At 54.7% G+C, this 22265-nt stretch carries 25 protein-coding genes; 8 read left to right on the top strand and 17 right to left on the bottom strand.

All coding sequences use genetic code 11. From position 1 onward, the window contains the following. Positions 1-46: 46 nt before the first annotated feature. The 3 genes from E8D52_10275 to dinB all read right to left on the bottom strand — a co-directional run bounded on the left by E8D52_10275 (position 47) and on the right by dinB (position 3798). Positions 47-1495 carry a sodium:solute symporter gene (locus E8D52_10275; protein TKB69335.1) on the bottom strand — a complete coding sequence of 483 codons (1449 nt, stop codon included), beginning with the start codon at positions 1493-1495 and terminating at the stop codon, positions 47-49. Between the two features lie 392 nt (positions 1496-1887). Next, positions 1888-2325 carry a hypothetical protein gene (locus tag E8D52_10270; protein TKB69334.1) on the bottom strand — a complete coding sequence of 146 codons (438 nt, stop codon included), beginning with the start codon at positions 2323-2325 and terminating at the stop codon, positions 1888-1890. A gap of 345 nt (positions 2326-2670) precedes the next feature. Further along, positions 2671-3798: a DNA polymerase IV gene (dinB, locus tag E8D52_10265; protein TKB69333.1), complete on the bottom strand. Its 1128-nt coding sequence runs from the start codon at positions 3796-3798 to the stop codon at positions 2671-2673. Positions 3799-3949: 151 nt separating this feature from the next. On the opposite strand from dinB, the gene E8D52_10260 reads away from it, so the two are divergent. From E8D52_10260 to E8D52_10225, 8 genes are all read left to right on the top strand, one after another. Beyond that, a complete protein-coding gene (locus E8D52_10260; protein ID TKB69332.1) occupies positions 3950-4135 on the top strand; it encodes a hypothetical protein in 186 nt (61 codons plus the stop codon). Positions 4136-4276: 141 nt separating this feature from the next. Next, a complete protein-coding gene (locus E8D52_10255; GenBank protein TKB69331.1) occupies positions 4277-4465 on the top strand; it encodes a hypothetical protein in 189 nt (62 codons plus the stop codon). A gap of 388 nt (positions 4466-4853) precedes the next feature. Continuing rightward, positions 4854-5219, top strand: coding sequence for a nuclear transport factor 2 family protein (locus E8D52_10250; protein TKB69330.1), 366 nt, complete (start codon positions 4854-4856; stop codon positions 5217-5219). Positions 5220-5257: 38 nt separating this feature from the next. Next, positions 5258-5464 carry a DUF1059 domain-containing protein gene (locus E8D52_10245; protein ID TKB69329.1) on the top strand — a complete coding sequence of 69 codons (207 nt, stop codon included), beginning with the start codon at positions 5258-5260 and terminating at the stop codon, positions 5462-5464. Between the two features lie 95 nt (positions 5465-5559). After that, positions 5560-5994 carry a hypothetical protein gene (locus tag E8D52_10240; GenBank protein ID TKB69328.1) on the top strand — a complete coding sequence of 145 codons (435 nt, stop codon included), beginning with the start codon at positions 5560-5562 and terminating at the stop codon, positions 5992-5994. A gap of 4 nt (positions 5995-5998) precedes the next feature. Continuing rightward, a complete protein-coding gene (locus E8D52_10235) occupies positions 5999-6856 on the top strand; it encodes a class I SAM-dependent methyltransferase (GenBank protein TKB69327.1) in 858 nt (285 codons plus the stop codon). A 3-nt stretch (positions 6857-6859) separates the two neighbouring features. Beyond that, entirely contained in the window at positions 6860-7171 is a 312-nt protein-coding gene (locus E8D52_10230; GenBank protein ID TKB69326.1) for a TfoX/Sxy family protein, read from the top strand. Between the two features lie 234 nt (positions 7172-7405). Next, a complete protein-coding gene (locus E8D52_10225; protein TKB69325.1) occupies positions 7406-7825 on the top strand; it encodes a DUF3597 domain-containing protein in 420 nt (139 codons plus the stop codon). A 3-nt stretch (positions 7826-7828) separates the two neighbouring features. On the opposite strand, the gene E8D52_10220 is transcribed toward E8D52_10225, so the two are convergent. The 14 genes from E8D52_10220 to E8D52_10155 all read right to left on the bottom strand — a co-directional run bounded on the left by E8D52_10220 (position 7829) and on the right by E8D52_10155 (position 22257). Further along, positions 7829-9463, bottom strand: coding sequence for a folate/biopterin family MFS transporter (locus E8D52_10220; protein ID TKB69324.1), 1635 nt, complete (start codon positions 9461-9463; stop codon positions 7829-7831). A gap of 2 nt (positions 9464-9465) precedes the next feature. Continuing rightward, complete coding sequence (locus tag E8D52_10215) at positions 9466-10347, bottom strand: MBL fold metallo-hydrolase (protein TKB69323.1); 882 nt, start codon at positions 10345-10347, stop codon at positions 9466-9468. Positions 10348-10351: 4 nt separating this feature from the next. Continuing rightward, a complete protein-coding gene (locus E8D52_10210) occupies positions 10352-10987 on the bottom strand; it encodes a DNA-3-methyladenine glycosylase 2 family protein (GenBank protein TKB69322.1) in 636 nt (211 codons plus the stop codon). Positions 10988-11023: 36 nt separating this feature from the next. Then, positions 11024-11755, bottom strand: coding sequence for a glucose 1-dehydrogenase (locus E8D52_10205; GenBank protein TKB69321.1), 732 nt, complete (start codon positions 11753-11755; stop codon positions 11024-11026). A gap of 33 nt (positions 11756-11788) precedes the next feature. After that, complete coding sequence (locus E8D52_10200; GenBank protein TKB69320.1) at positions 11789-12382, bottom strand: nitroreductase; 594 nt, start codon at positions 12380-12382, stop codon at positions 11789-11791. A gap of 5 nt (positions 12383-12387) precedes the next feature. Next, positions 12388-13797 (bottom strand): efflux transporter outer membrane subunit, encoded by a 1410-nt coding sequence (locus E8D52_10195; GenBank protein TKB69319.1) that lies wholly within the window; start codon positions 13795-13797, stop codon positions 12388-12390. Position 13798: 1 nt separating this feature from the next. Continuing rightward, entirely contained in the window at positions 13799-16969 is a 3171-nt protein-coding gene (locus tag E8D52_10190; GenBank protein ID TKB69318.1) for a multidrug efflux RND transporter permease subunit, read from the bottom strand. A 9-nt stretch (positions 16970-16978) separates the two neighbouring features. After that, positions 16979-18154 carry an efflux RND transporter periplasmic adaptor subunit gene (locus E8D52_10185; protein ID TKB69317.1) on the bottom strand — a complete coding sequence of 392 codons (1176 nt, stop codon included), beginning with the start codon at positions 18152-18154 and terminating at the stop codon, positions 16979-16981. A 136-nt stretch (positions 18155-18290) separates the two neighbouring features. After that, complete coding sequence (locus E8D52_10180; protein TKB69316.1) at positions 18291-18632, bottom strand: hypothetical protein; 342 nt, start codon at positions 18630-18632, stop codon at positions 18291-18293. Between the two features lie 10 nt (positions 18633-18642). After that, positions 18643-18897: a hypothetical protein gene (locus E8D52_10175; protein TKB69315.1), complete on the bottom strand. Its 255-nt coding sequence runs from the start codon at positions 18895-18897 to the stop codon at positions 18643-18645. 212 nt (positions 18898-19109) lie between these two features. Then, a complete protein-coding gene (locus tag E8D52_10170) occupies positions 19110-19532 on the bottom strand; it encodes a hypothetical protein (protein TKB69314.1) in 423 nt (140 codons plus the stop codon). A 25-nt stretch (positions 19533-19557) separates the two neighbouring features. Next, positions 19558-20043, bottom strand: a complete 486-nt coding sequence (locus E8D52_10165) for a DoxX family protein (GenBank protein ID TKB69313.1) — start codon at positions 20041-20043, stop codon at positions 19558-19560. A gap of 349 nt (positions 20044-20392) precedes the next feature. Next, a complete protein-coding gene (locus E8D52_10160; GenBank protein TKB69472.1) occupies positions 20393-21934 on the bottom strand; it encodes a GAF domain-containing protein in 1542 nt (513 codons plus the stop codon). A gap of 86 nt (positions 21935-22020) precedes the next feature. Beyond that, positions 22021-22257 (bottom strand): CDGSH iron-sulfur domain-containing protein, encoded by a 237-nt coding sequence (locus E8D52_10155; GenBank protein TKB69312.1) that lies wholly within the window; start codon positions 22255-22257, stop codon positions 22021-22023. Positions 22258-22265: the final 8 nt, after the last annotated feature.

The raw sequence follows: 22265 nt of genomic DNA, 5'->3' as shown, positions 1-22265 counted from the left end.
AATAGAAGGAACAGAATCGGCCTCATCTCCGAAAACAGATAGCGTGTCATCCTAGCCCGGCCTTGACTCTCTCCATAGGTCTCTGTGGCTCACACCTCTGGTTAGGCCACAAGGACCCTGCAAGCATGCCGAGTCCCGCCATCGCAAATCCGACGAGCTGCGGAGGCCAGACGTCAGTCGGCTGACTGACGAACTCCAAGACCAGCCAACTTGTGAGCCCGGCGACAATGGCCCAAAGCGCACCCTGTGTCGTCGCGCGTTTCCAATACAATCCGGCGAATAATGGGATAAACGCCGCCACCAACGTAACCTTGTAGGTACTCACAACCAGTTTATAGATGGTAGCATCCGACCACAGGGCGATGATGAGCACGACCGATGCAAAACTGATTAATACAACGCGCATGAGTCGGAGGAATTCTGAATCATTGAGGTTGGACAAGAGCGGCTTGACAACGTTCTCACTCAGTGCCACCGACGGCGCGAGGAGTGTCGCACTTGAGCAGCTCATGACTGCGGAAAGCACGGCACCAAAGAAAATGATCTGCGCAGCAATCGGTGTGTGCTCCAAGATCAGTGTCGGCAAAATCAACTGTGAATCTTGCTCCAGCAGGAGGCCGAACTTCGCTGGGTCGATCAATGTCGCCGCGTAGGCAAGAAACATTGGAACAAAACAGAAACTGAAATAGAGCACCGCGCCCAACAGCGCACCACGAACGGCTGTTCGTTCATCCTTCGCTGATGTGATCCGTTGAAACACATCTTGTTGGGGGATCGACCCAAGCATCATGGTCATCCACGCGCCGACGAAGGGAATCCACTCAGTGAATGTCGCGGGAGGAAAGAACTCCAATTTTCCGGTAGCAGCCGCATGACCAATGACGGTTCCTGCTCCCCCAGCCAGTTCACTCACAATCGAGGCAATATACAGCAGGCCTCCCATGATGACCGAAATCTGCACAAAATCTAGAATCGCCACAGAAAACATGCCGCCGAATGTCGTATAGGTCAAAACAATGGCCGCTCCGAGCACGATACCCACCGACTGGCTGATGGCGCCCTCCGTCACGACGTTGAGCACTAACCCCAGCACTTTGAATTGAGCCGCTACCCATCCTAGGTAGGATGCCACGATGCAGAGCGTGCACAGCACTTCGATGGTCCGGTCATAGCGCAATCGATAGTAATCACCGACTGTCAATATGTTCAGTCGATATAAACGTGGAGCAAAAAACAGTCCGGCGAGTATCAGACACATGCTGGACCCGAACGGATCGGCAACCACTCCACGGAGCCCGTCTTTGACGAAGGTTGCCGAGATGCCTAAGACGGCTTCAGCGCCGAACCACGTCGCAAATACCGTCGCTGTGACAACGGGCAACGGCAAGCTTCTTCCCGCGACTGCAAAATCTTTTGAATTCCGCACACGTGTCGCAGCGAACAGGCCGATGCCGACAGACAGGAGAAGATAGAGGATGACGAACCAGAAGACCACGCGCGCAGGATAAGGCCATACCGGCGAGCAATCAATCAGTATTCATAATCCTGCGCAGGAAAGATTGATCAACTATTTCGAGAAACCAGAAGATGGCAGGAAAGGGATCGTATGGGAAAGACAGGGCTTGCCAACTATTAAGATTGATCCAACAGCTTCATAAGCCCTACCCGCTCACAAAATACGCTGTTCCAAACGAATTGCCCAGGGAAGAGCATCCTAGTGTCCTGACTCAAAAATTCGTCAAAGAAATCCGGTGTACCAAGTCGCCGCAAATCAACCAGTTGGCAGCTGGAAGTCATGATGCGAACTTCAGAGACAGGATACTAGGAACTAGAAGGGTCTTGTCTGGGCGAGCTGACAAGAAAGCAGACACTGTTCTTGAGTCGCAGTCAAAACGCCCAATATCGAGAAGCTCCAAATACCAGACGACACCCCACGAGAAACAGTTCGCCGTGAGACTCAACCAGTACAGGTTTCATCCATTGGACTTCATACAAACTCAGGGAATATTCCCATCGAGTTTCAGCAACATGAAGTTCCAGCAGTTGCTGTTTCCGAGGCCGCCCCCCCATCAACACAAGGATCCCATGCTCACTCCTATTGATGCAGTAGACCTCGCCCTGCTGGATGGTCACTCGCTGTCCATCAAGCGATTCGCATAAGCTATAGGCACACACCTTTTGTTCGTTCACCCGCTCCTCTCGTCGTCGCGAAGGGAATGAAACCTCCACGTCTTTGTGGGCACCGACCATCGCAACGTCGGCGTTCAGATTACCCACACGGGATATAGGCGATTTACGGATGATCTCCTTGGTTCCAACATTCATGATGCCTCCAACGATCAAACAAACGAGACTACAGGAACTTTGAGCAAGTGCCGTACCTAAGAGCATTCTTACATGCGCTCATGGATTGCCAATGAATCCACTTCAAACCTCTTGTCTTGGAAACGTATCGAAATGAAACAACGAAGGGATATGGATTCATCATTCCGAAGTATAATTACGATAACTAGTTGATTGTAAGTATAATTAAATGGTGAATATAAAAGCATACATGGCAGGAAGGTCTCTCCTTCACCAAAAGGTAGGCCGCAGGGACATTGCCTCCCATAATCATCAAGCGGAATCAGTCGCGCACGATAAGGAGCGGACCGACCAACCCTAATCCTGTCAGCTCAACTTCTCCACTCGCAGACCGAGCAGACGGATCAGTTTTCGGTGAGGGTTTTCTCGCCGATCGAGAAACGGCAGCAGCAGCTTCAGGCCCTCCCGCTGCAGCATCGCCACATTGTCGGTCGGTGCAGCCAAGGTATGCGCCCGAGATGTGGTCTTAAAATCAGCAAACCTGACGGTGAGCACGACGGTCCGAAACGAATGAAATCCTTCGTGATGCAGCCGATCGACCACACCGTGAACCAGCACATCTAGCAGAGTGACTAGCCTTTGACTGTCGAGCGTATCGGAGTCAAAGGTCTCCTGCTCACCGATGGATTGTGGTTCCGAATATTCCTCAACCGGTGAATCATCCCGTCCTCGAATCTTTTCGTAAAAATCCACCCCTCGTTTCCCCAGCAAGGCTTCGAGTTGATGGACGGTCAGCGCTCTCAGATCCGTAACCGTCTTGATATGTTTTGCATTCAGCATGCTTTCTGTTTTAGGTCCGATACCAGGGATGACTCGGATCGAGAGTGGAGCCAGAAACGTCTCAGCCTCTTCCTCGCGGACGACCGTGAGTCCGTCAGGTTTCCGCCATCCTGACGCGATCTTCGCGATCAGCTTATTGGGCCCGATCCCGACTGAAGCTGTCAGCCGTTCTTCTGCGTGGATCGCGTTCTTTAGTCGAAGACATAATGATTCCGCTGCTTCATAGGATTCCGTAAAGCTCACATCCCCATACGATTCATCGATACTGGCCTGCTCCACCAGAGGAAGGAAGCGCCGTACGATCCGCATCACGTCCTCTGAAACCCGTGCATACTTATGCATATCGACCGAGACAAAGATCACCGGCGGTTTCCCCGCCAGACGGGCGGCTTCAGATAGGCGCCACGCAGTGGAGATTGGCGTCGCCGAGTAAATTCCGTACGCACGCGCCAGATAGTTCGCCGTAGAGGCAACCCCGCGCCCGTTCCCGCCCTTCGGATCTGCGCCAACGACAAGCGGCATCCCTCGAAACGCCGGAGTATCTCGCTCTTCAATCGCGGCAAAGAACGCATCCATATCTAAGTGGGCGATAATCCTCATCACTTTACAGTCTTGTCCTATGCTGAGTACCACCACATGGCTGACAATACTCACCGATCAGAAGACGCCTCAGGGGGAGTTCCATCATTTTCATCGTAGCTTTTCGTGCCTTTGGTGACGTAGAATTAGCGCCAGTTTATGAGCCAAGATGGTTCGATTCCTCAATCGTTGATCGCAAACCAGCAACATGAACAGGAGGTCATTCGTGGCTTTTCAATGGTTCAACATTATCGGAGCTTTGATGTTGCTTTTTGCTCTGTTCCTGAATGAGGTCGTCTACTTGAATGTGTGGTACAACTCCAACTTCGCGCTGATTGTTCCGGCTATCCTGTACCTTGGTTTTGGAGTGTGGCTCTCACTGTGGGGAGGACCACGTTGTCAGGAGGCATGATGTCGTACACCGCCATAACTTTTCAATGTCTAGGACTTCGTCTTGAGCGTGCGGTAGCGTTCCGACCCAACATGAAGGGTCAATTTATTGACGCGTTCATCGAACGCGGGGCAAAGACCATCACCGGAAAGGAGACCATCCATGGGTATGACTTTCATTAATTGGACTGGGTTTGTGATGTTAGTTCTTGCGCTTCTTCTGAATGAGCTGTTCCTTGGGATGACCGCTTGGTACGACCTCAACTTAGGGGCAATTGTTGTGGCGATCGTCTACCTGGTTGTGGGAGTAGCGCTATCGCTCTGGCCAAGCCCACACGATCAGACAGCCTGATCGTATAGTCTTTCCTCCTTGTCGAACAATAGGACGCAAGGGGTAAGGTGTGTCCTCTGCGCTTTTCAAATCAGCAGTCTCGCTCCATTTTTTAGAACATTTCATTTAAGGGAGAGCGGTATCACTAAATGCTCTTCCCCTCCTCCATTGATTGCGAATAGTACCGACATTCCTACATCAGCGCAGTAAACCGAGCGACTGCAACAAAGTCCCACTCCGCATTCATGTCTCTGGATCTGACCACAGAATTGTAGAAGCAGTCCCGACAAGTTCGCACGTACGTTTCCGGAGGGGAAACCGGAGTTTATCGAGGGTTGATCTGCTCAGTCTAAATCATCTACGATCAGACAGTTGATCAAGAATTGGCCAAGATACGGAGGATCTTGCTATGACGACCATGGACATCGCAAAGGAAATCGCCGCACTCTGTAGACAGGGGAAAAATCAAGAAGCGATCGACCGTTTTTATTCACCGAATATCGAGAGTGTTGAAACCTGTGCGATGCCAGGCATGGATCAAATCCAGAGAGGACTTCAGGCCATCAAGGGAAAGAACCAGTGGTGGGTCGAGAACCATGAAGTTCACGGAGGGACCGTCGAAGGGCCCTATCCGAACGGCGACCGTTTTATCCTGCATTTCAAGTATGACGTCACCCCGAAACAGACCGGGAAGCGTATAACTCTGGACGAGACCGGTCTCTACACAGTGCAAGACGGAAAGATCATGAAGGAGGAGTTCTTCTACTCCATGTAACTGTCGTCACCAACCAACCCCAACAAGAGGAGGAGACCATGGCAGACAAACAGTACAAACAGCTCGGATGTTTAGATGTACAGCCGTCGGGCGGCTGCGGATTCCAAGTGCGCGCGGAGACGGAAGCGGAACTGATGCAGCTCGTGGCGACTCACGCCAAGCAATGTCATAAGTTGGACACGATCCCACCGGAGATGGTGTCTGCAGTACAGGCTGCGGTCAAGACCGTCACGGTCGCAGTCTAGCAATCGCTAGGCACAGTCAGCAGACCTCCCTGTGCACCCTCAGGCGCCAGGGAGGCCTCCACCTTTCGCATTCAAGTTTTGACCAAGGAGGACTTATGGGCTTAAAAACAGTCCTACCCATTACACTACTTCTCCTATTGAGCACCAGCGGGTGTAGCTACCTGTTTTACCCACACGCGAAGGACTTTACGGCGAAAGCAAAGGGAACAACGGGAGTCGAAACCTTGATCAATCTGACGACTATGGCGGAAGCCACGGCCAAATCTGCCAAAGGTGGCAAAGGGGTCGATCAACCATTCGACGACCTTCACAATCAGTTCCATGCCATCGACAACAGTATCTGCAGTGTCGAGAAATCGGTGAGAGAGCAGCCGGCCTATGCACTGGCCGTCACACACAACAAAGAACTCGGGACGATCTTCAAGCGGCTATGGAAATTCAAGGATGATCAGCCGCAGCGGGATCAGCACCTGGACCTCTTTGCCTCGGAACTCCAAGAGATGCGTCAGACCTTACAAACTCTGAGGTAACGTCGTGACATCACCATCGCCAGAGCAGATCATTGAGACCCAGCGCCAGGATTGGAACCGCGTGGCCGGTGGCTGGGAGAAATGGGATCGTTTCTTCGACGAGCAGATGGCGTTCCTGAACCATCGACTCGTGGCCGATGCTCGCCTGAGATCGGGCATGCGAGTCCTTGACCTCGGATCAGGCACGGGCTATCCGGCTCTACTTGCCGCGCAAACCGTCGGGCCATCTGGCAACGTGACTGGTATCGATTTGGCTGAACAGATGTTAGAAGCCGCCAGGCGTAAGGCAGCCTCACTGAAGCTTTCCAACATCACGTTCAAAACTGGTGATGTCACGACATTACCCTTTGAGGCCGCTTCCTTCGATGCCATAACCACCCGCTTCTGCCTGATGTTCTTGCCCGAGATTCCCAAGGCTGTCGCCGAGATCGCCCGGATGTTAAAGCCAGACACCTGGATCGCCGCAGCAGTCTGGTCTGCACCGGAAAAGAATCTCTACCTCAAGATACCCATCGACGGCATCAAGCAGTTCGTTGATCTCCCGCCACCAGATCCGACAGCTCCTGGAATCTTTCGCTTGGCAAAACCTGGCGAGTTAGCCAGCATGTTGGAACAAGCAGGTTTGGCCAACATCTCCGAGCAAGAATTTCTTGGAGACGTGCGATTCGCGGCCGCAGATGACTACTTTTCCAGCCTAATGGATATTGCCGCGCCGATTCAAAACCTTTGGGCTAAATTGGATGCGGCCCAACAGACAGAGGCAAAACAGCGTATCATTCAAACATCCGAGCACTATCGTAAGGGAAAAACCATCGCATTGCCGATCGCAGTACGGATAGTTGCGGCTCAGAAGCCTGGATAACTGATGTCGCCGAAGAGCGACAGCTTTAAAGACTTCATCGTGGATCAGTTGGCCGATCTGCGCGGACTCACCTGTCGCGCCATGTTCGGTGGCTACGGGCTCTATCAGAAAGCCAAGTTTTTCGGCATCATCCATAAAGGCCACCTATACTTCAAAGTCACGGCGATTACGACATCGTCCTACAAAGACCACGGCATGAAACCCTTCCGTCCGAATGCCAAACAAACACTGAAATCCTTCTACGAGGTACCCGTTGACGTGATCGAAGATCCCGAGGCCTTGACGAGCTGGGCCAAGCAATCCATCAAGGCCTAGCTCGTGTTGTATCTGAACATGCGTTTGCGGTGAACCCTTCCACGTGCTCAAGACAGACCCATCGAAATCTCCTACTCGTCAGCTGACTTGCAACAGACTTCTCTCGCAGAAACCACAATTGACATCGACACACCATCTCAGTACAGTCCATAGACATCACCCTACATAGCGATCATTAGGATTCATCTCACACGGCGAATCATTCTTCGTCATGCCAATCAGGAAGGAGTAATCATGGGACTGTTTAGTACGATTCTGGACAAACTGGGGCTTGGTTCTTCAGCGCATGCGGCAACACCATCGGCGAGCCCGCCTACATCCGCAGCGCCAACTCCCTCGTCTGCAGGCGCACCTGTGTCAAAACCCGTGGCTCCACCACCGGCTGCCATGTCATCAGTCAACGTCGTGGCCAAGCTGGAAGGCCTCGCGCAGAAGCATGCGGAGAAGCTCAATTGGAAAACTTCCATTGTCGACTTGCTCAAGCTCCTCGGAATCGATAGTAGCTTGAATGCGCGCAAATCGCTCGCTACAGAGCTGAACTGTCCGTCCGACAAGATGGGCGATTCGGCACAGATGAATATGTGGTTACACAAAGCGGTGCTGAAAAAACTGGCCGAGAACGGCGGAAATATTCCAAAAGAGCTGCTCGACTAGCGTTCACACGCTCTTGAATTTTGTGAGCTTGGCAAACAGGATGGCGGAAAAGGGAAGTGCCAGGCCGAGCAGGAGCTGCACAATGAAGAGCTCGCCCAGCTGGCTGTAGTCGGCTGGTATCTGAATGGTGTCGGTGGCTTGGTCTCGGACTTCCCGTGTGACGACGAAGATCTCGTTGAGATACTTGGTCCCGAGCTGGCTGAAGGACAGCGCGAGATTGGTGAACGACGCCATCACGGCAAAGAAGGTGGCCTTCAGATTGGCGGGAGCCGAATTCGCAATCCAGGCCAACATCGGGATCATGGAAATCTGAACCAGCGGCGATTCCAGTGCCGTGTCGACCAATGCAATGAAGCGGGCATCGACGACTCCTCCGCTGAGCCTCGCGGTCCATTCGTGTAATCCATAGTAGAGACCCGCAATCGGAAGCGCGAGGATCGTCCCAACGATGGTTAAGAAACCAACCACGTACATGATGGATCGTTCAGCCATAAATCGCCGAAACACAAACATCCCCACCAAGGCCACAACGCCACCGATCAGGGAGAGAACCGACAGGAACTGTTGATCGAACTTCAAGTGATCGATCATCCACCAGGTCGCGCCTGGGCCGGCCCCTGGAATCGCACGTAACGAAAAGACCACGGCTGCGGTGCCGACCAACGTGAGTCGTTTGTCGGGTTCCAGTTCCCGCATCAGCCTCGACATCAAAAACAGGACGATGGTCATCGAACCGGCAAACACGATCTCTTCGCGATACGGAAATCCTCCCAGCCCCACGGTGAGAGTGAAGAGGACAAAGGCCATGCTGCCAATGAGGATCCACCAGTTCGGCTTCGTCGGTTCGCTTTGGGCGTCCCGCACGGTCACCATCTGTTGCGCCTGTTCCGTGGAGAATCCTTCTTGAACAAGTCGTTGCGTCTGTCGACGCTGCAGCCACCACGCCAGCCCGACTCCCACCACTGACACCGCGGGAATCGCCATGGCCATCACATAGATCTGTTTGTAGAGCTGAACGAGGTCGGCCTGCGGCAATCCCTCGGTTCCGCTGAAGACATAGACATTCACCAGCGCAACCGCGATACCGCCCCCAACAATCGCAACACGCCCGAGCGTCTGCATGGTTGTATGCATGAGCTTGCGAGTCTGGTCATCGAAAGACCCGCCCTGATCGTCGACTCGCGGCACGGCTTCCACCGTCATCGCATCAGCAACGGCGTCTTGAATCACATACCCAACAGGAGCCAGCAGCACGCTGAGGACATACCAGACTTCCGCCGGCCAGATGGCGGTCATCGCCTCGCGATCGCCGATCAACAGGGCCATGATGCCCAGACTGATTGTCAGCAGCCCGGCCCCCACCCCAACGAGCCAGCTCTTCCATCGCCAGAGAAGATCGACGGTATGCCCGATCGGCATCTTCAGAGCCCAGGGAATCCCGGCCCAGAATCCAAGCGCGGCAAGGAATGACGCGGAAAGGCCAAGATAGTCCTTGACGAAGAAGGTCCCGACGATTCCGGTGAGGCCAGAAATCCCGTACGCCACATAGACCATGAGCGGCGGCAGATAGGACAACCGCATTTCACGGCCAAGCGAGAGAATGTTCCGATCGATCCATTGTGCGACGAGTGTGAGCATCGCTAGCGCAATGATCTGCCTTTTTCACGACGCTCAACCAATGCCAGCAGATGTCTTTGCAGGTCTATCGAGGAAAGATGCACCCGATCGCCATGCCCCGCGAGCACCCATTCGAACGAGTAGTCGAGAAGTTTACGAAGAGAGTCCAACATGGTCCATTTTCTCCAAATCAAGCGAGTGGGGGCTTCCAACGACTGCGTATGTGAATCCCACCAAAGATGATCGCCGGTGAAGAGAAATCGCTCCCGATAGAGCAGCGCCATACTCCCGGCTGTATGGCCTGGCACAGGAATGATCTGGAACTCCGATCCCACAGAGACCGGCTCTTCCCCAGCAATGACCTGTTCTGCAGTGGGTGCGGCATCCACATCGGCTCGATGGATGATCCGCTTGGCGCCAAAATGTGCGGCATACTTATCCGCATCGGCCACATCGTCTTTGTGGGTCAAAAAGATGTGGGCGATGCCTCCTCGCTGCGCAAAGACATCAACGAGATGTTTGAGATACCGCGGGGAATCGATCAGCCAATTCCCGTCAGGATGCTCAATGAAAAAACTGTTGGCGCCGAACGACTTCTCCGAATTAAAGCCGCAATAACTCACACCGTCTTCAACGAGTAGTGGGAAGCTCGCCATCGCCGCTTGGAGCTGCACCCTGTCGCTGTGCTCTGTGCCGATTGACCCAACCGGACACGCAAGCAATGCCTGATAAGCCTGATGCGCTTGCATATCATCCTGCGGCTGGTTATGGACTGCGGAATAGTCACCGATCTCCTCGAAACACAGCGGTGCCAACTGACGACAGGTGTCACAATTGATACACGTGGCATCCACGTAGAAGTTACCCTGAGCGTTGGAATCGAGTCGTTTGTTTTGGTCTGCCATCAGATTACTTTTGTCTCTGCTTTTCCCGATCAGCAGCTCGCCAGAGATACCAGGATGCAATAGTCCGATACGGTTTCCATCGCTCTCCGTATCGTAACATAATGCGTGCAGTCGGCAGGAGACGACGACCATAGGCGATCCGGAATCCATTCCGCACACCAAAATCGTCGACCGGCAACACATCCGGACGCCCCAACTGAAAGATCAACATCATCTCGACCGTCCATCGCCCAATGCCTCGCACTTTGATCAGCTGCTCGATAATGGCCTCATCTTCCAATCGCTTCATCATGCGGTTTGTCGGGACCGTCCCATCAAGTGTTTTTGTGGCCAGATCACGAAGCGCCAAGATTTTGGGTCGCGAAAATCCGGCGTTCCTGATGGCGCTCACCTTCATCGCCAAGAGGTCCTCGGGGCGAGGGAATCGCCGTCCAGGAAAGAGCGCGATGAACCGTTTGAGGATACTCTCGGCCGCTTTGCCATGAAGCTGCTGATAGGCAATCGCTCGGGCAAGTGATTCGAACGGCGAGCGGCGAACGTTCGGCCTCAGGGAGCAAGGACCAATTTCCCCGATCAACCGGCGCATGACCGGATCGATTTTTGAGAGATGGTTCGTTGAATCAGAACTTACGAGGTACATCGCTTCAGCGGGATCTGATTGGATATCCCGATTCACCTACATGACGATACCGCCGCCGACCTGGATCGTCTGCCCTGTCAGCCACCGCGCCTCTTCACTGACGATGAACGCCACGACGTCAGCAATATCTTTGGGGACACCGAGTCGTTTCATCGGCGTCAGCTGAATCCCGATCTGCCGATACTCGTCCGTCATCATGCCCGTTTCGGTAAAGCCGGGCGAGACGGTATTCACCGTGACCCCCTTCGAAGCCAGTTCTTGCGCCAGCCCCTTGGTATATTGCTCAAGCGCCGCCTTGCTCCCAAGATAGGCCGTGGCGCCGGGAAAGTGGAGATGGGTCCCACCGGTCGAGATATTCACAATCCGTCCCCCATCTTTGAGCACCTTCGCGGCTTCCTGCATGGCAAAGTACGGCCCCTTGGCATTCAGGGCTATGACACTATCGAACTCCTCTTCCGTCGTGTCATCGAGTGGCTTCGGCATGAACTTGCCCGCATTATTCACAAGAATATCCAGCCTATTGAATTGTTTTACGGTGTCGATCACAAGACGGCGAGCCTCCGCCACCTGGCTCATGTCGGTTTGGACCGCGAGTGCCTTGCCCCCCTTGCCCTGAATCCCCACGACCACCTGTTGAGCTTTTTCTGAACTCTTCGAATAGTTGACCACGACGATCGCGCCATCTTCCGCCAGTCGTTCTGCGATGGCTCGACCGATTCCGTTGGAAGCCCCGGTCACAATCGCCACTTTTCCGCTCAACTCTTTCATTGGCTGAACTCCTCTTCTTACACCAGAACCGGGCTATGGAATTCGGGTTCCCCACTGCCCCCAAAATGTCCATTCTCCGATCGGTCGGCGGCTCCGTGGTTGTAATTCACGTTCCCGCAGCCGTTCGGGCAGACTATCCGGATCGCCTGGATAGCCAATCGCAATCATTGCAACCGGCTCGCAGCCTGACGGAATGCCAAGATCAGCCCGCGCCTTCTCCATATCAAACCCCGCCATCTGACGAGCCATCAATCCACAGGCTGCTGCCTGCAAGATAAGGTTCTCCGTCGCCAATCCTGTATCGTGAAAGGCATGCCGGTTCGGCTTGCCAGTCATCTCGAAGGACATACTGGCCACGGAAAGCACTAACACCGGGGCTCGCGCAGCCCATGTGCGGTTGCCTTCCACCAAACACGCGACCAGTCGATTCCACTCCGTTTCATGATCTTTGGTCGCCACGATAAACCGCCACGGCTGTTCGTTGTTAGATGATGGCGCCCAGCGGGCCGCCTCGAACAGCGTCCGCAGTGTATCGGCCTCCACCAGCCGTTCATCAAATGCGCGAGGGCTCCAACGGCGGGCGAGCAACTCATGAATGGGGAATTGGGCATGTCCCTGCTGATCCACAGGCTCTATCCTTTCTTCTCCTCCGCTGATGGCGGCTCAGGGGTCCACCCGCCGCCAAGCGCTTTGTACAACTGCACGGTCGAGGCCAGCAGCAACCGGCGTGTGCTGGTCAGTGCCAGCTCCGCCTCGAACAGACTCCTTCTGGCAACCAAGACATCGAGATAGTTCGCGAGCCCACCCTTATACCGTAATTCCGCCAGCTTGAGTGCCGACTGTAACGCAGCAACCTGCTGTTGCTGCGCCTCACCCTGCACACGAGCCGTACGCACGGAGACCAGTGCGTCTTCCACCTCACGAAAGGCCGTCAAGACGGTTTGCTGGTACTGCGCCAGCGCTTGCTTGTGTTGTGCCTCGACGGCTTCTTGTTGAAAGCCCAACACTTGTGCGTTGAGCAACGGCGTCGCGATCGCAGCGCTGAACACGCCGAATGAAGAGGGATCGGTAAACAGCAAGGAGAGCGTGGGGTGCGCCACACCTAGTAAGCCAGTCAATGTGATTTTCGGAAATCGATCGGCTTTTGCGGCACCGATACGAGCCGTGGCGGCAGCCAACTGTTGCTCTGCAACCAATATGTCAGGCCGCCTCTGCAGTAACTCGGAAGGCAAACCAGCAGGAACAGTGGGAGGCACAATCTGTTCATCCAATGCACGACCGCGCGCGATGCTAAAGGGCTTCCGTCCCAACAAGACGCTCAAGTGATTCTCAGCTTGGATCATCTGCCGTTCAAGCTCCGCCGTGCGAGCCGCAGCATTGGCGCGCTCCGCCTCAAACTGATCCGCATCGAGTTTTGAGGTCATGCCTTGACGCAAGCGAGCCTGCGCGATGCGGACCGATTCTTCCCACGACTGCAAGGTCCGCTTCGCAACATCAAGCTGGAGATCAAACTGGAGCAGATTGAAATAGGCTTCCGCAACAGCACTGACCAATTGAACGGTCACGGCACGGCGGTTCTCTTCTTTCGATAATAGATCGGCACGCGCAGCCTCGTTGGTCCGTCTGATCCGTCCCCAGAGATCGACCTCCCAGGCGAGGTTGCCCAACAGATAATAGTTGAAGGGGCTGGCAAACCCAGGGAAGAGGAAGTTTGCCTTTCGGCCGACCGGGAGGCTGGAGGACAACGAGATACCAGGAAGGTAATCTGATCGCGCGACGAGCGCTCTGGCTCTAAATTCTTCGACAGTTGCAACTGCTCGCTGAAGATCATGATTTTCCGCAAGCGCCATCCGAATGAGCTGTTGAAGCTGTTCATCGCGGAGGAGGTCCCACCAAGGCAAGTTTGCCAAGGACGGCAGTTCAGAAGAACCGTCGGCCATTCGGAAGCGATCGTCTCCATCAGTTGGGGGTCGTTTGTAATCCGGCCCCATCGAACAGGACAAGAGCAGCAATGACAGTCCGATAATCGCAATCGTACGCACGTTAGACCTTCCCCTCTGATGATGGTGACTCAGTCAGCTGGGTCGCGACGGCACCGGTATGAGCTTTACCTTGAGTCCACTGACGAATCAAGACATAGAATAGGGGAACAAAAAAGATGGCGAGGAAGGTCGCTCCCAACATTCCACCCAATACACCGGTGCCAATCGCCTGCCGGCTTGCCGCTCCTGCGCCACTGGCGATGACTAACGGGAACATCCCAAAAATGAACGCCATTGACGTCATGATAATTGGTCGGAACCGCAGCCGTGCTGCCTCGAGGACTGCCTCAATGAGAGGGCGCCCTGCCTCGTATCGGGTGTTCGCAAACTCGACGATCAGAATCGCATTCTTCGCCGACAAGCCGATCAACGTCACCAATCCGATCTGGAAGTAGAGATCGTTCTCAAACCCACGAAGCCATACCGCCGTCAACGCACCGAAGACCCCGAATGGAACGGCCAAAATCACCGCAAACGGCACGACCCAACTCTCAAACTGGGCCGCCAACACCAGGAAGACCATTAACAATCCGATGATAAAGACCTGATTGGATTGCCCCGCAGCCCGTCGCTCTTGGAAAGAAATGTTGCTCCAATCAATCGCATATCCCTGAGGAACCAGCACCTCTTTCGCCACTCGTTCCAGGGCCTCCAAGGCTTGTCCTGAGCTGAAGCCCGGCGTTGCCGCGCCCATGAGCAATGCCGTGTTGTACCCGTTGAAGTGGTTGACGGGGTCCGGGCCGCTCTGATACTCCGCCGTCACCACCGTATCGAGCGGGATCATGTTGACCCCCCGTGCGTTCACGGCTCTCACATAGATGTTCGACAGGTTCTGCGGTGTCGCCCGAAACTCAGCTTCGGCTTCGGTCTGCACATGATAGACACGACCGGACTTGATGAAATCATTGATATAGAAATTCCCAAAGTACGCCTGGAGCGTATCAAAAATATCCGAAATGGGCACACCCAGCGCTTTCGCTCGCTCCCGATTCACATTGGCATAGAGTCTCGGTGAAGAGACGCGGAAATTGGTTCCGACCCGTCCGATCGCCGGCTCCTTTTGTGCACGTTCGACGAATTGCTGTGCTACCATAGCGAACTTCTTGAAATCGCCGTTACTGGGATCTTGGAGTTGCGCTGAGAACCCACCGGAAACGCCAACTCCGCGAATAGCCGGTGCATTGAAGGCAAGGAGCAGGGCTTCAGGAATCTTCGCAAACTCTCCATACGCCGCACCAACCATCGCCTTCACATGGTACTGCGGTTCAGGGCGTTTCTCCCACAGGTGTAACGGGACAAACATGGTCGCTGAGTTTGGTCCTCTCGTCCCGAAGACGAAATTCTGCCCAGTCAGGGCATCCGTGGAGTGGACGGCCGGAATGGTCTGGAAATATCGCTCGACTCGCTCGAGCACCGCGACTGTCCGCTGGTAGGACGCCCCATCGGGAAGTTGCGCGATCACGATGAAATAGCCTTGGTCTTCCTCAGGCAGAAAACTCTTGGGCAGCTTCTCAAACAGTCCGATCGAAGCAATCAGCAACAGGACAAATACCGCCATGACGCGAATCGGCCTCACAAGCAGCGCACCTGTGACACGTGTATAGCCCTGCTGAGTCCGATTAAACAGGCGATCGAACCAATCCCAAAACCCGCTCCGTCTCCCCTGGTGAGAGGTCAGAACCACCCCGCAGAGCGCAGGGCTCAGAGTCAGTGCGACAAACCCCGAGACCGTCACGGAAATGGCGATCGTCGCGGCAAATTGTTTATAGAGAGCCCCGGTAATCCCACCGATAAAGCCGACGGGGGCAAAGACGGCTACGAGAACCAACACAATCGCAATGATCGGCTCGGTCACTTCGCTCATCGCCCGCTTAGCTGCCTCTTTCGCCGTGAGACGGCCTTCCCGCATATGCCGTTCGACGTTTTCCACCACGACAATCGCGTCGTCTACCACGATCCCGATCGCCAAGACCATCCCAAAGAGGGTGATCGTATTGATGGAGAAACCAAGGACATAGAGACCGGCGAAGGTTCCGATCAGCGAGACAGGAACGGCAACGGTCGGAATGATGGTGGCGCGCCAAGTCTGAAGAAACAGATAGACGACGAAGACGACCAGCACCATGGCCTCCGCCAAGGTCTTGATGACTTCTTCGATCGAGATTTCGATGAACCGAGTGGGTTCATACGGGGTGTCATAGGAGACACTAGGGGGGAAACTCTTAGCCAGTTCATCCATTCGAGCCCGCACACGCCGTACGGTATCAAGGGCATTCGCGCCAGGAGACAAGAACGTGAGAATGAAGGTCGTCGGTTTGCTGTTCCATCGACCTTCCAACCCATAGGACTGGGCTCCCAATTCAATGCGCGCGACATCCTTGAGCCGCACCGTCGAACCATCAGGAAGGGCGCGCACAATCAGCTCTTCAAACTCCTTGACCTCGGTCAAGCGGCCCTTGGTGGTGATCGGGATCGTGAGCTCCGTCCCCTTGGGAGCCGGTTCACGCCCAATCGTCCCCGCTGGATAATCCCGATTCTGGTCGCGGATGATGGCCGTGATATCACTCGGCGTGAGATCCAGCTTAGCCATCAGCAGTGGATTCAGGATGATCCGCATGCTGTAATTTTGCTGGCCAAACACCAGGGCATCCCCGACACCCTTGACGCGCTTCAGGTCATCAACGATCCGAAGCGTGGCATAGTTGGAGAGAAAGACGGCATCGTGCCGAGGGTCGGTCGACTTGAGCGCCACCACCAACATAAGATCGGGGGACATCTTTTTGACCGAGACGCCCTGTCGGACGACCTCCGGGGGCAGCTGCGGTTCAGCCAGTTTTTCCCGATTCTGCGTCTGAACTTGTGCAATATCCGGATTCGTTCCGATCTCGAACGTCAACTTGATCGTGACGTGTCCGTCGTTACTACTGGTCGATTCGTAGTACAGCAGATTGTCGATACCCGGCAGGGTCACCTCGATCGGACGTGCGACAGCTTCCGCCGCCACTTCGGCGCTGGCGCCAGGATAATCGGCATCGATCTGGACCACCGGTGGAGTGATTTCAGGAAACTGCGCGATTGGCAGGAACTGCATGGCCAGCAATCCCATCACAACCACAACAATCGACACCACCGAAGCAAAAATTGGCCGGTCAATAAATATATTCGAAATCACAGTTGATCCTTACTGCGGATGGGTAGGAGAAGGCTCCGTCTTGGCGGCAACCCAAGGCACCGCAGTCACCGGTGCCCCAGGACCGATCTGCATGATCCCATTGACGACCACCCGATCGCCGGCATTCAGGCCGTGATCGATAAGCCAATGATCCCCTTTCCAATCCGATGCCACGACGTCTCGGATCTCGACCTTATCCTCACGATTGACCACGAAGACAAACGGTCCCTGTGGGCCTTGTAACACCGCTCGCTGCGGAATGAGAATCGCGTTCGTTTTCGTGTCACCCGTGAATCGGACTTTCACAAATTGTCCAGGGAGAATGATCCGATTGGGATTCGGAAAGGTGGTCCGCGTTTGGCGTGTGCTGGTTTCGGCCCGCAACCCAGGTTCGAAGAGATCGAGCACGCCTTCCTGGGGATAGACCGTCCCATCCATGAGTGTCAACCGTCCTCGCAATTGATAATCTCCCGGATGAGTAATGCGCTTCGCTTCAATGTCTCGTCGCCGTTTCAGAATGAACGTCTCCGGCACGTTCACCACCACATACATGGGGTCAACTCGATGGATCGTGGTCAAGAGATCGGTTTGAGCCAAAACCAACCGTCCTTCATAATACCGACTGCGCTCGATAATTCCGCTGATCGGGGCGGTGATGAGCGTGTTGTCCAAATCGAACTGGGCTTTGATGAGGTCAGCCCGCGCTCCTTCCAGCGCCGCATTGGCGGACAACTCTTGCGCGATGGCATCATCGACATCCTTTTGACTGACCGCCTGCTCTGCCAGCAACGGTTTCACCCGCGCGAGGTCCTGATTGGCTTGGACGACACGAGCTTGGGCCTGGGCAATTTTAGCCTTGGCACTGGCTGCAGCGGCCGTAAACGGAATGGGATCGATCTGATACAGCCGCTCGCCTTTTTTCACGTCGCGGCCTTCAGGATAAAGCACCGCCATCAAAATTCCCGTGACTTGCGACCGGATCTCAACCGGACGGGATGCCTCCGCTCGACCGATAAACTCCGGTTCATCGGGAACAACTTGAGTCTGAACCGTGACGACTTCTACTTGGGCAACCGGCGGCGCGGGCATGGAACCGGCCTCCTGTTTGCAGGCAGCCGATAACCCTAGCCCCACAATGGCAAAGCACACCACGACAGATTGCACAGACAGATGATCCTTCAGCATGCCACCACCTTATATAGTAATCCTCACGTACGATTCCTCAGGAAGACAAACGTTACATTCTACCCAGGAAAACACAACGGGAGCAAGCCCGCGGCTGACAAGACTTCGCGCCATTACCAGCAACCACACCCCCACTTCAGAATTCATCTTCCGTCACCCTCAATGTACGTGTGTCACAATTCTTCTTTGAGGGCTCACATCGATCCAGCCTTGTGATCCCTTCAACGACACACTTCGTCAAACAGCCGGACGCCCACAGTTCAGCCCCCTGCCGCCACAAACTGGCCAAGAGCGCCTTGCCGTCGGCATCGATGAACGTCACACCGGTCAAGTCGACCACCGTACAACGTTCGTGGTCCTCGGATATCTTACGGCAATAGGCATTGAGCTCCTGTACCCAAGGACCGGCTAAGCGACCCTCGACGAGGAGGGAAACGCTCGACCGCGCCGCATCTCGCTGAGGGGTGATCTTCAACATGAACTCACCCTCACAGCAATCTTCCCTCGTAGGTTCGACCCACGTCAGTTCCGAGCTGCAACTGCCGATTCTGGAGAATAACCGGATCGACGACCTCCCCACATTGCACACAACGCCTGACCAGAGAACCGGCCTGGCCTTCATCGGTAATGGAATCGAACGACTCTTCTACCACCATCAGCCCCATGCATCTGGGACAACGGATCGAACCGGCGAGGTTCTCCCGGCCTTTCAAATTCTTCTGGGATAATGCTGTGGTTGCCACGATCAACCTCCCTTGTTTAAGGGTTCACGTATTAGGATGCGCAACATGTATGCCAATAGCGACTTGAAAGGCTGGCTCTATCTAAGTAGATGGAATAATTGCGAGAATGCTTCGCTGGAGGAGACTGCTTGATGGAAGGATTGTATGGTGATCTGCCGGTCCTGCGGCACGCTGCCGAATGATCGGCGCGTGCCGCAGCATGACTGAATCTGCTAAGGCAATGTATAGGTCAGGTTCGGCCAAACCGCATACCCGATTGCTTGACCGTTTTTCCCTTCCTGCAGTTCAAAGATGATACTGGTCTGGAAAGGGGTGGTTCCTGACATACCCGTCAAACCACCCAGACCTCCCGTAAAGGTGAAATCGCCCGTACATTCTTTCAAGTTGCCGGCACACTTCCAGTGACCATATCCAACGTCCTTGCCTTCATGCGCCACCATCGTGCACAGCCCTTCAATCGCCTGAGAATCTTTGTTTCGGTTGAGAGTCACTCGCACAGGACACGTCAGCTTAGATGAGTGGACGACCATCTTACCGCCATCTTTATGACGGGAGATGAGGACTCCTTTCACCATTCCATTCACAACCTGTTCTCCATTTCCAAGCTCTAAGAACTCGCCGGTGCCGCTCCACATGAAGCCCTCCATTCAGTCACTGCGGTCACGTTACTCTCCTCACCGACTGTTCTGAAGCTCCTTCACCTCTCTCAAGCCAACGAGCAATGACACCATCCAATGCCCACTTTCCTCCACCGACGAGGACGAGTGCAGCGCTCATGGCAATGACCAGCAGGTGATATTCGAAACCCTCTCCCTGCTGCTGTCCAACCCAGTTCATGAAAAACCCCTGTGGCCAATGCACCGTGGCGATCGCGCCGATCATGATCACGATAAAACTCGCCGCCGTGAACCGGGTGAAGAATCCGGCGATCAATCCCAGGCTGCCGAAGGACTCTCCGATGATGACGAGAAAGGCCACGAGCCACGGCAACCCCATGTTCTGCGTGAAGAATCCCATCGTCCCATCGAAGCCATTTCCACCAAACCAACCGAAGAGCTTCTGCGCGCCGTGGGCAAAAAGCACGACCCCAAGTCCAACTCGCAGAATGAGGCCAGCCCAGGAATTATCTGTCTTGAAGAATCCCATATCGCACCTCCTCACTACGCTTCATGGATGGGGGCACGCGATGACGTGCCACAGCCCTCGCCATTGCATGCTTGATCAACATCCTTGTGACGACAGGCGGTAAGGTTACGAGGATCCCGTACCATAAACCCACAAGATCGCGTTGCTCATAGTTTCACCTCCTCCTGCTTCGTGTGATGCTGCCCGAATCAACAGCAAAGAACATTCCACATCGAGGGACAAGCGGGCCACTCTGAGAACACTATGAATTGACAGAGCGCGCGGGTGACTTCGGAATGAGATAGCCTCGAACGGCGGTGATGTGCGAAAGCCGATGCGCCGACGGTTCGTCAGGTGACGAGGCGGATCGTCACTCCAGATGGCGAGAAATACCGAGCTTCTGCATCTTGGACTGGAGGGTTGTTCGCTTCAGCCCTAACCTGGTTGCGGCCCCTAATGGCCCACCAATGACCCACTTGGCCTCGCGCAAGGTGCGCAAGATTTGTTCGCGCTCGATTTCTTCAAGAGTTGAGAGTGAGGTGGATGGAGGACGATCATGTGCCTGCAGTTCACTCATCGGCACTTGCAAATCCGTCCCTTGCGTGAGAATGACGGAACGTTCCACGAGATTCTCCAGTTCACGAATATTCCCCGGCCAGGCATACCGGGAGAGTACATCGAGAGTCTGGGCGGGAACCGTCTGGATATTCTTCTTCATCCGAACGGCATAGTGCTGCGTGAAATAGCGAACCAAGATGGGAATATCTTCGCGGCGTTCACGCAACGGTGGCGCAGTGATTGGGAAGACATTCAATCGGTAATACAAGTCGCTTCGAAACTGATTGACCTCTACCAATCGCTTCAGATCTCTATTGGTTGCAGCGATCAAACGCACGTTGACTCGGATCGTTTTCGTGCTGCCCAATCGCTCGAATTCCTGTTCCTGTAGCACGCGCAGCAGCTTGGATTGCAGTTCCAGCGGAATCTCGCCTACTTCGTCCAAGAAGATCGTGCCCTTATCGGCCAGCTCGAACCGGCCAGCCTTCTGGGAAATGGCCCCGGTGAACGCGCCTCGTTCATGCCCGAAGAGCTCGCTCTCCAACAACCCGGTTGGGATCGCCGCACAGTTCAGCTTGATGAACGTGCGCTCGCTTCGACCGCTCAGTCGATGGATGGCCCGGGCAATGAGTTCCTTACCGGTCCCCGTTTCCCCTTGAATCAAGACGGTCGAATCGGTTGGGGCCACGACTTCGACTTCCTTCAGCACATTCCTCAAGGCCGCACTGTCCCCGATGATATCGTCAAATCCATGTTCGAACCGAAGCTCTTCTTCAAGGTAGAGCTTCTCTTTCGCTAGCTTGTCTTTGAGTTCAGCAATCTGCTGAAAGGCCAGGGCATTTTCAACGGCGACCGCGACCTGTTGAGCCACTTGTTGCAGGAACTCGATATCCGAGCCGCTGTACGACGCTTGTTGCAAGCTCATAAATCCCATGGCGCCCAACTGCCCTCTCGCCGTGGTCAGAGGAACAAAGCAAAACGACTCTGTCCCATCCTCCTTCATATGACCGATTACCGTTGGCCATCGAGACTCCTCCGCCAACTTGGGCACGAGGAGGGGCTGTTGTTGCTGCCAGACCAAACCGGCAGGGCAGTCCTCGATTGGGACCTCATGGCCTCCCACGAGATCCGCCGGCACATTCGCTTGAATGGTATGCAGCCGCATCAGTTTCTTGATGGGGTCATAGAGAGAGAGGTCGACAAAATTCACCTGCACGACCCGAGGGAGTCGATGGGCGAGATCGCGAAACAGTTGATCGAGGTCACGCTGTGCGGAGATCGCCTGCGCGACCTCGAGGAGCGCCTGGTAGCGCTCCGCGAGATCCTCACAGGGAGAAATGCCCTGCCTATCCATAGCCTGGCAGTATGAACCATCCACAGGCAATGGCTCAAGCGCTCATGGCAGACACGCACGCTGTGTCTATGAAGCTCTCAACGTCGTCAGAGCGTCTGGTGCGTCCCATCACAGAACGGCGGAGTCTTCGTGTGCTTGCACTGGCACAACGCAACGTCTTTCTTTGCATCTACGGTGAACTCAACCGGTTCAAACCCAGTCCCTTCGTGTGACCCATCACAAAACGGTTGGTCCCTCGATCGCCCACAGGAGCACCAGTAATAGGTACCCGGCTCCAGCGAAATCACTGACGGCTCTTTTGCGGCAATGCGTGGTTGTCCCATGAGCACTC

Origin of the sequence: Nitrospira sp., from assembly GCA_005116745.1 — a bacterium.
Classification (GTDB): domain Bacteria; phylum Nitrospirota; class Nitrospiria; order Nitrospirales; family Nitrospiraceae; genus Nitrospira_D.
This window is presented reverse-complemented; position numbering and strand designations above follow the sequence as displayed.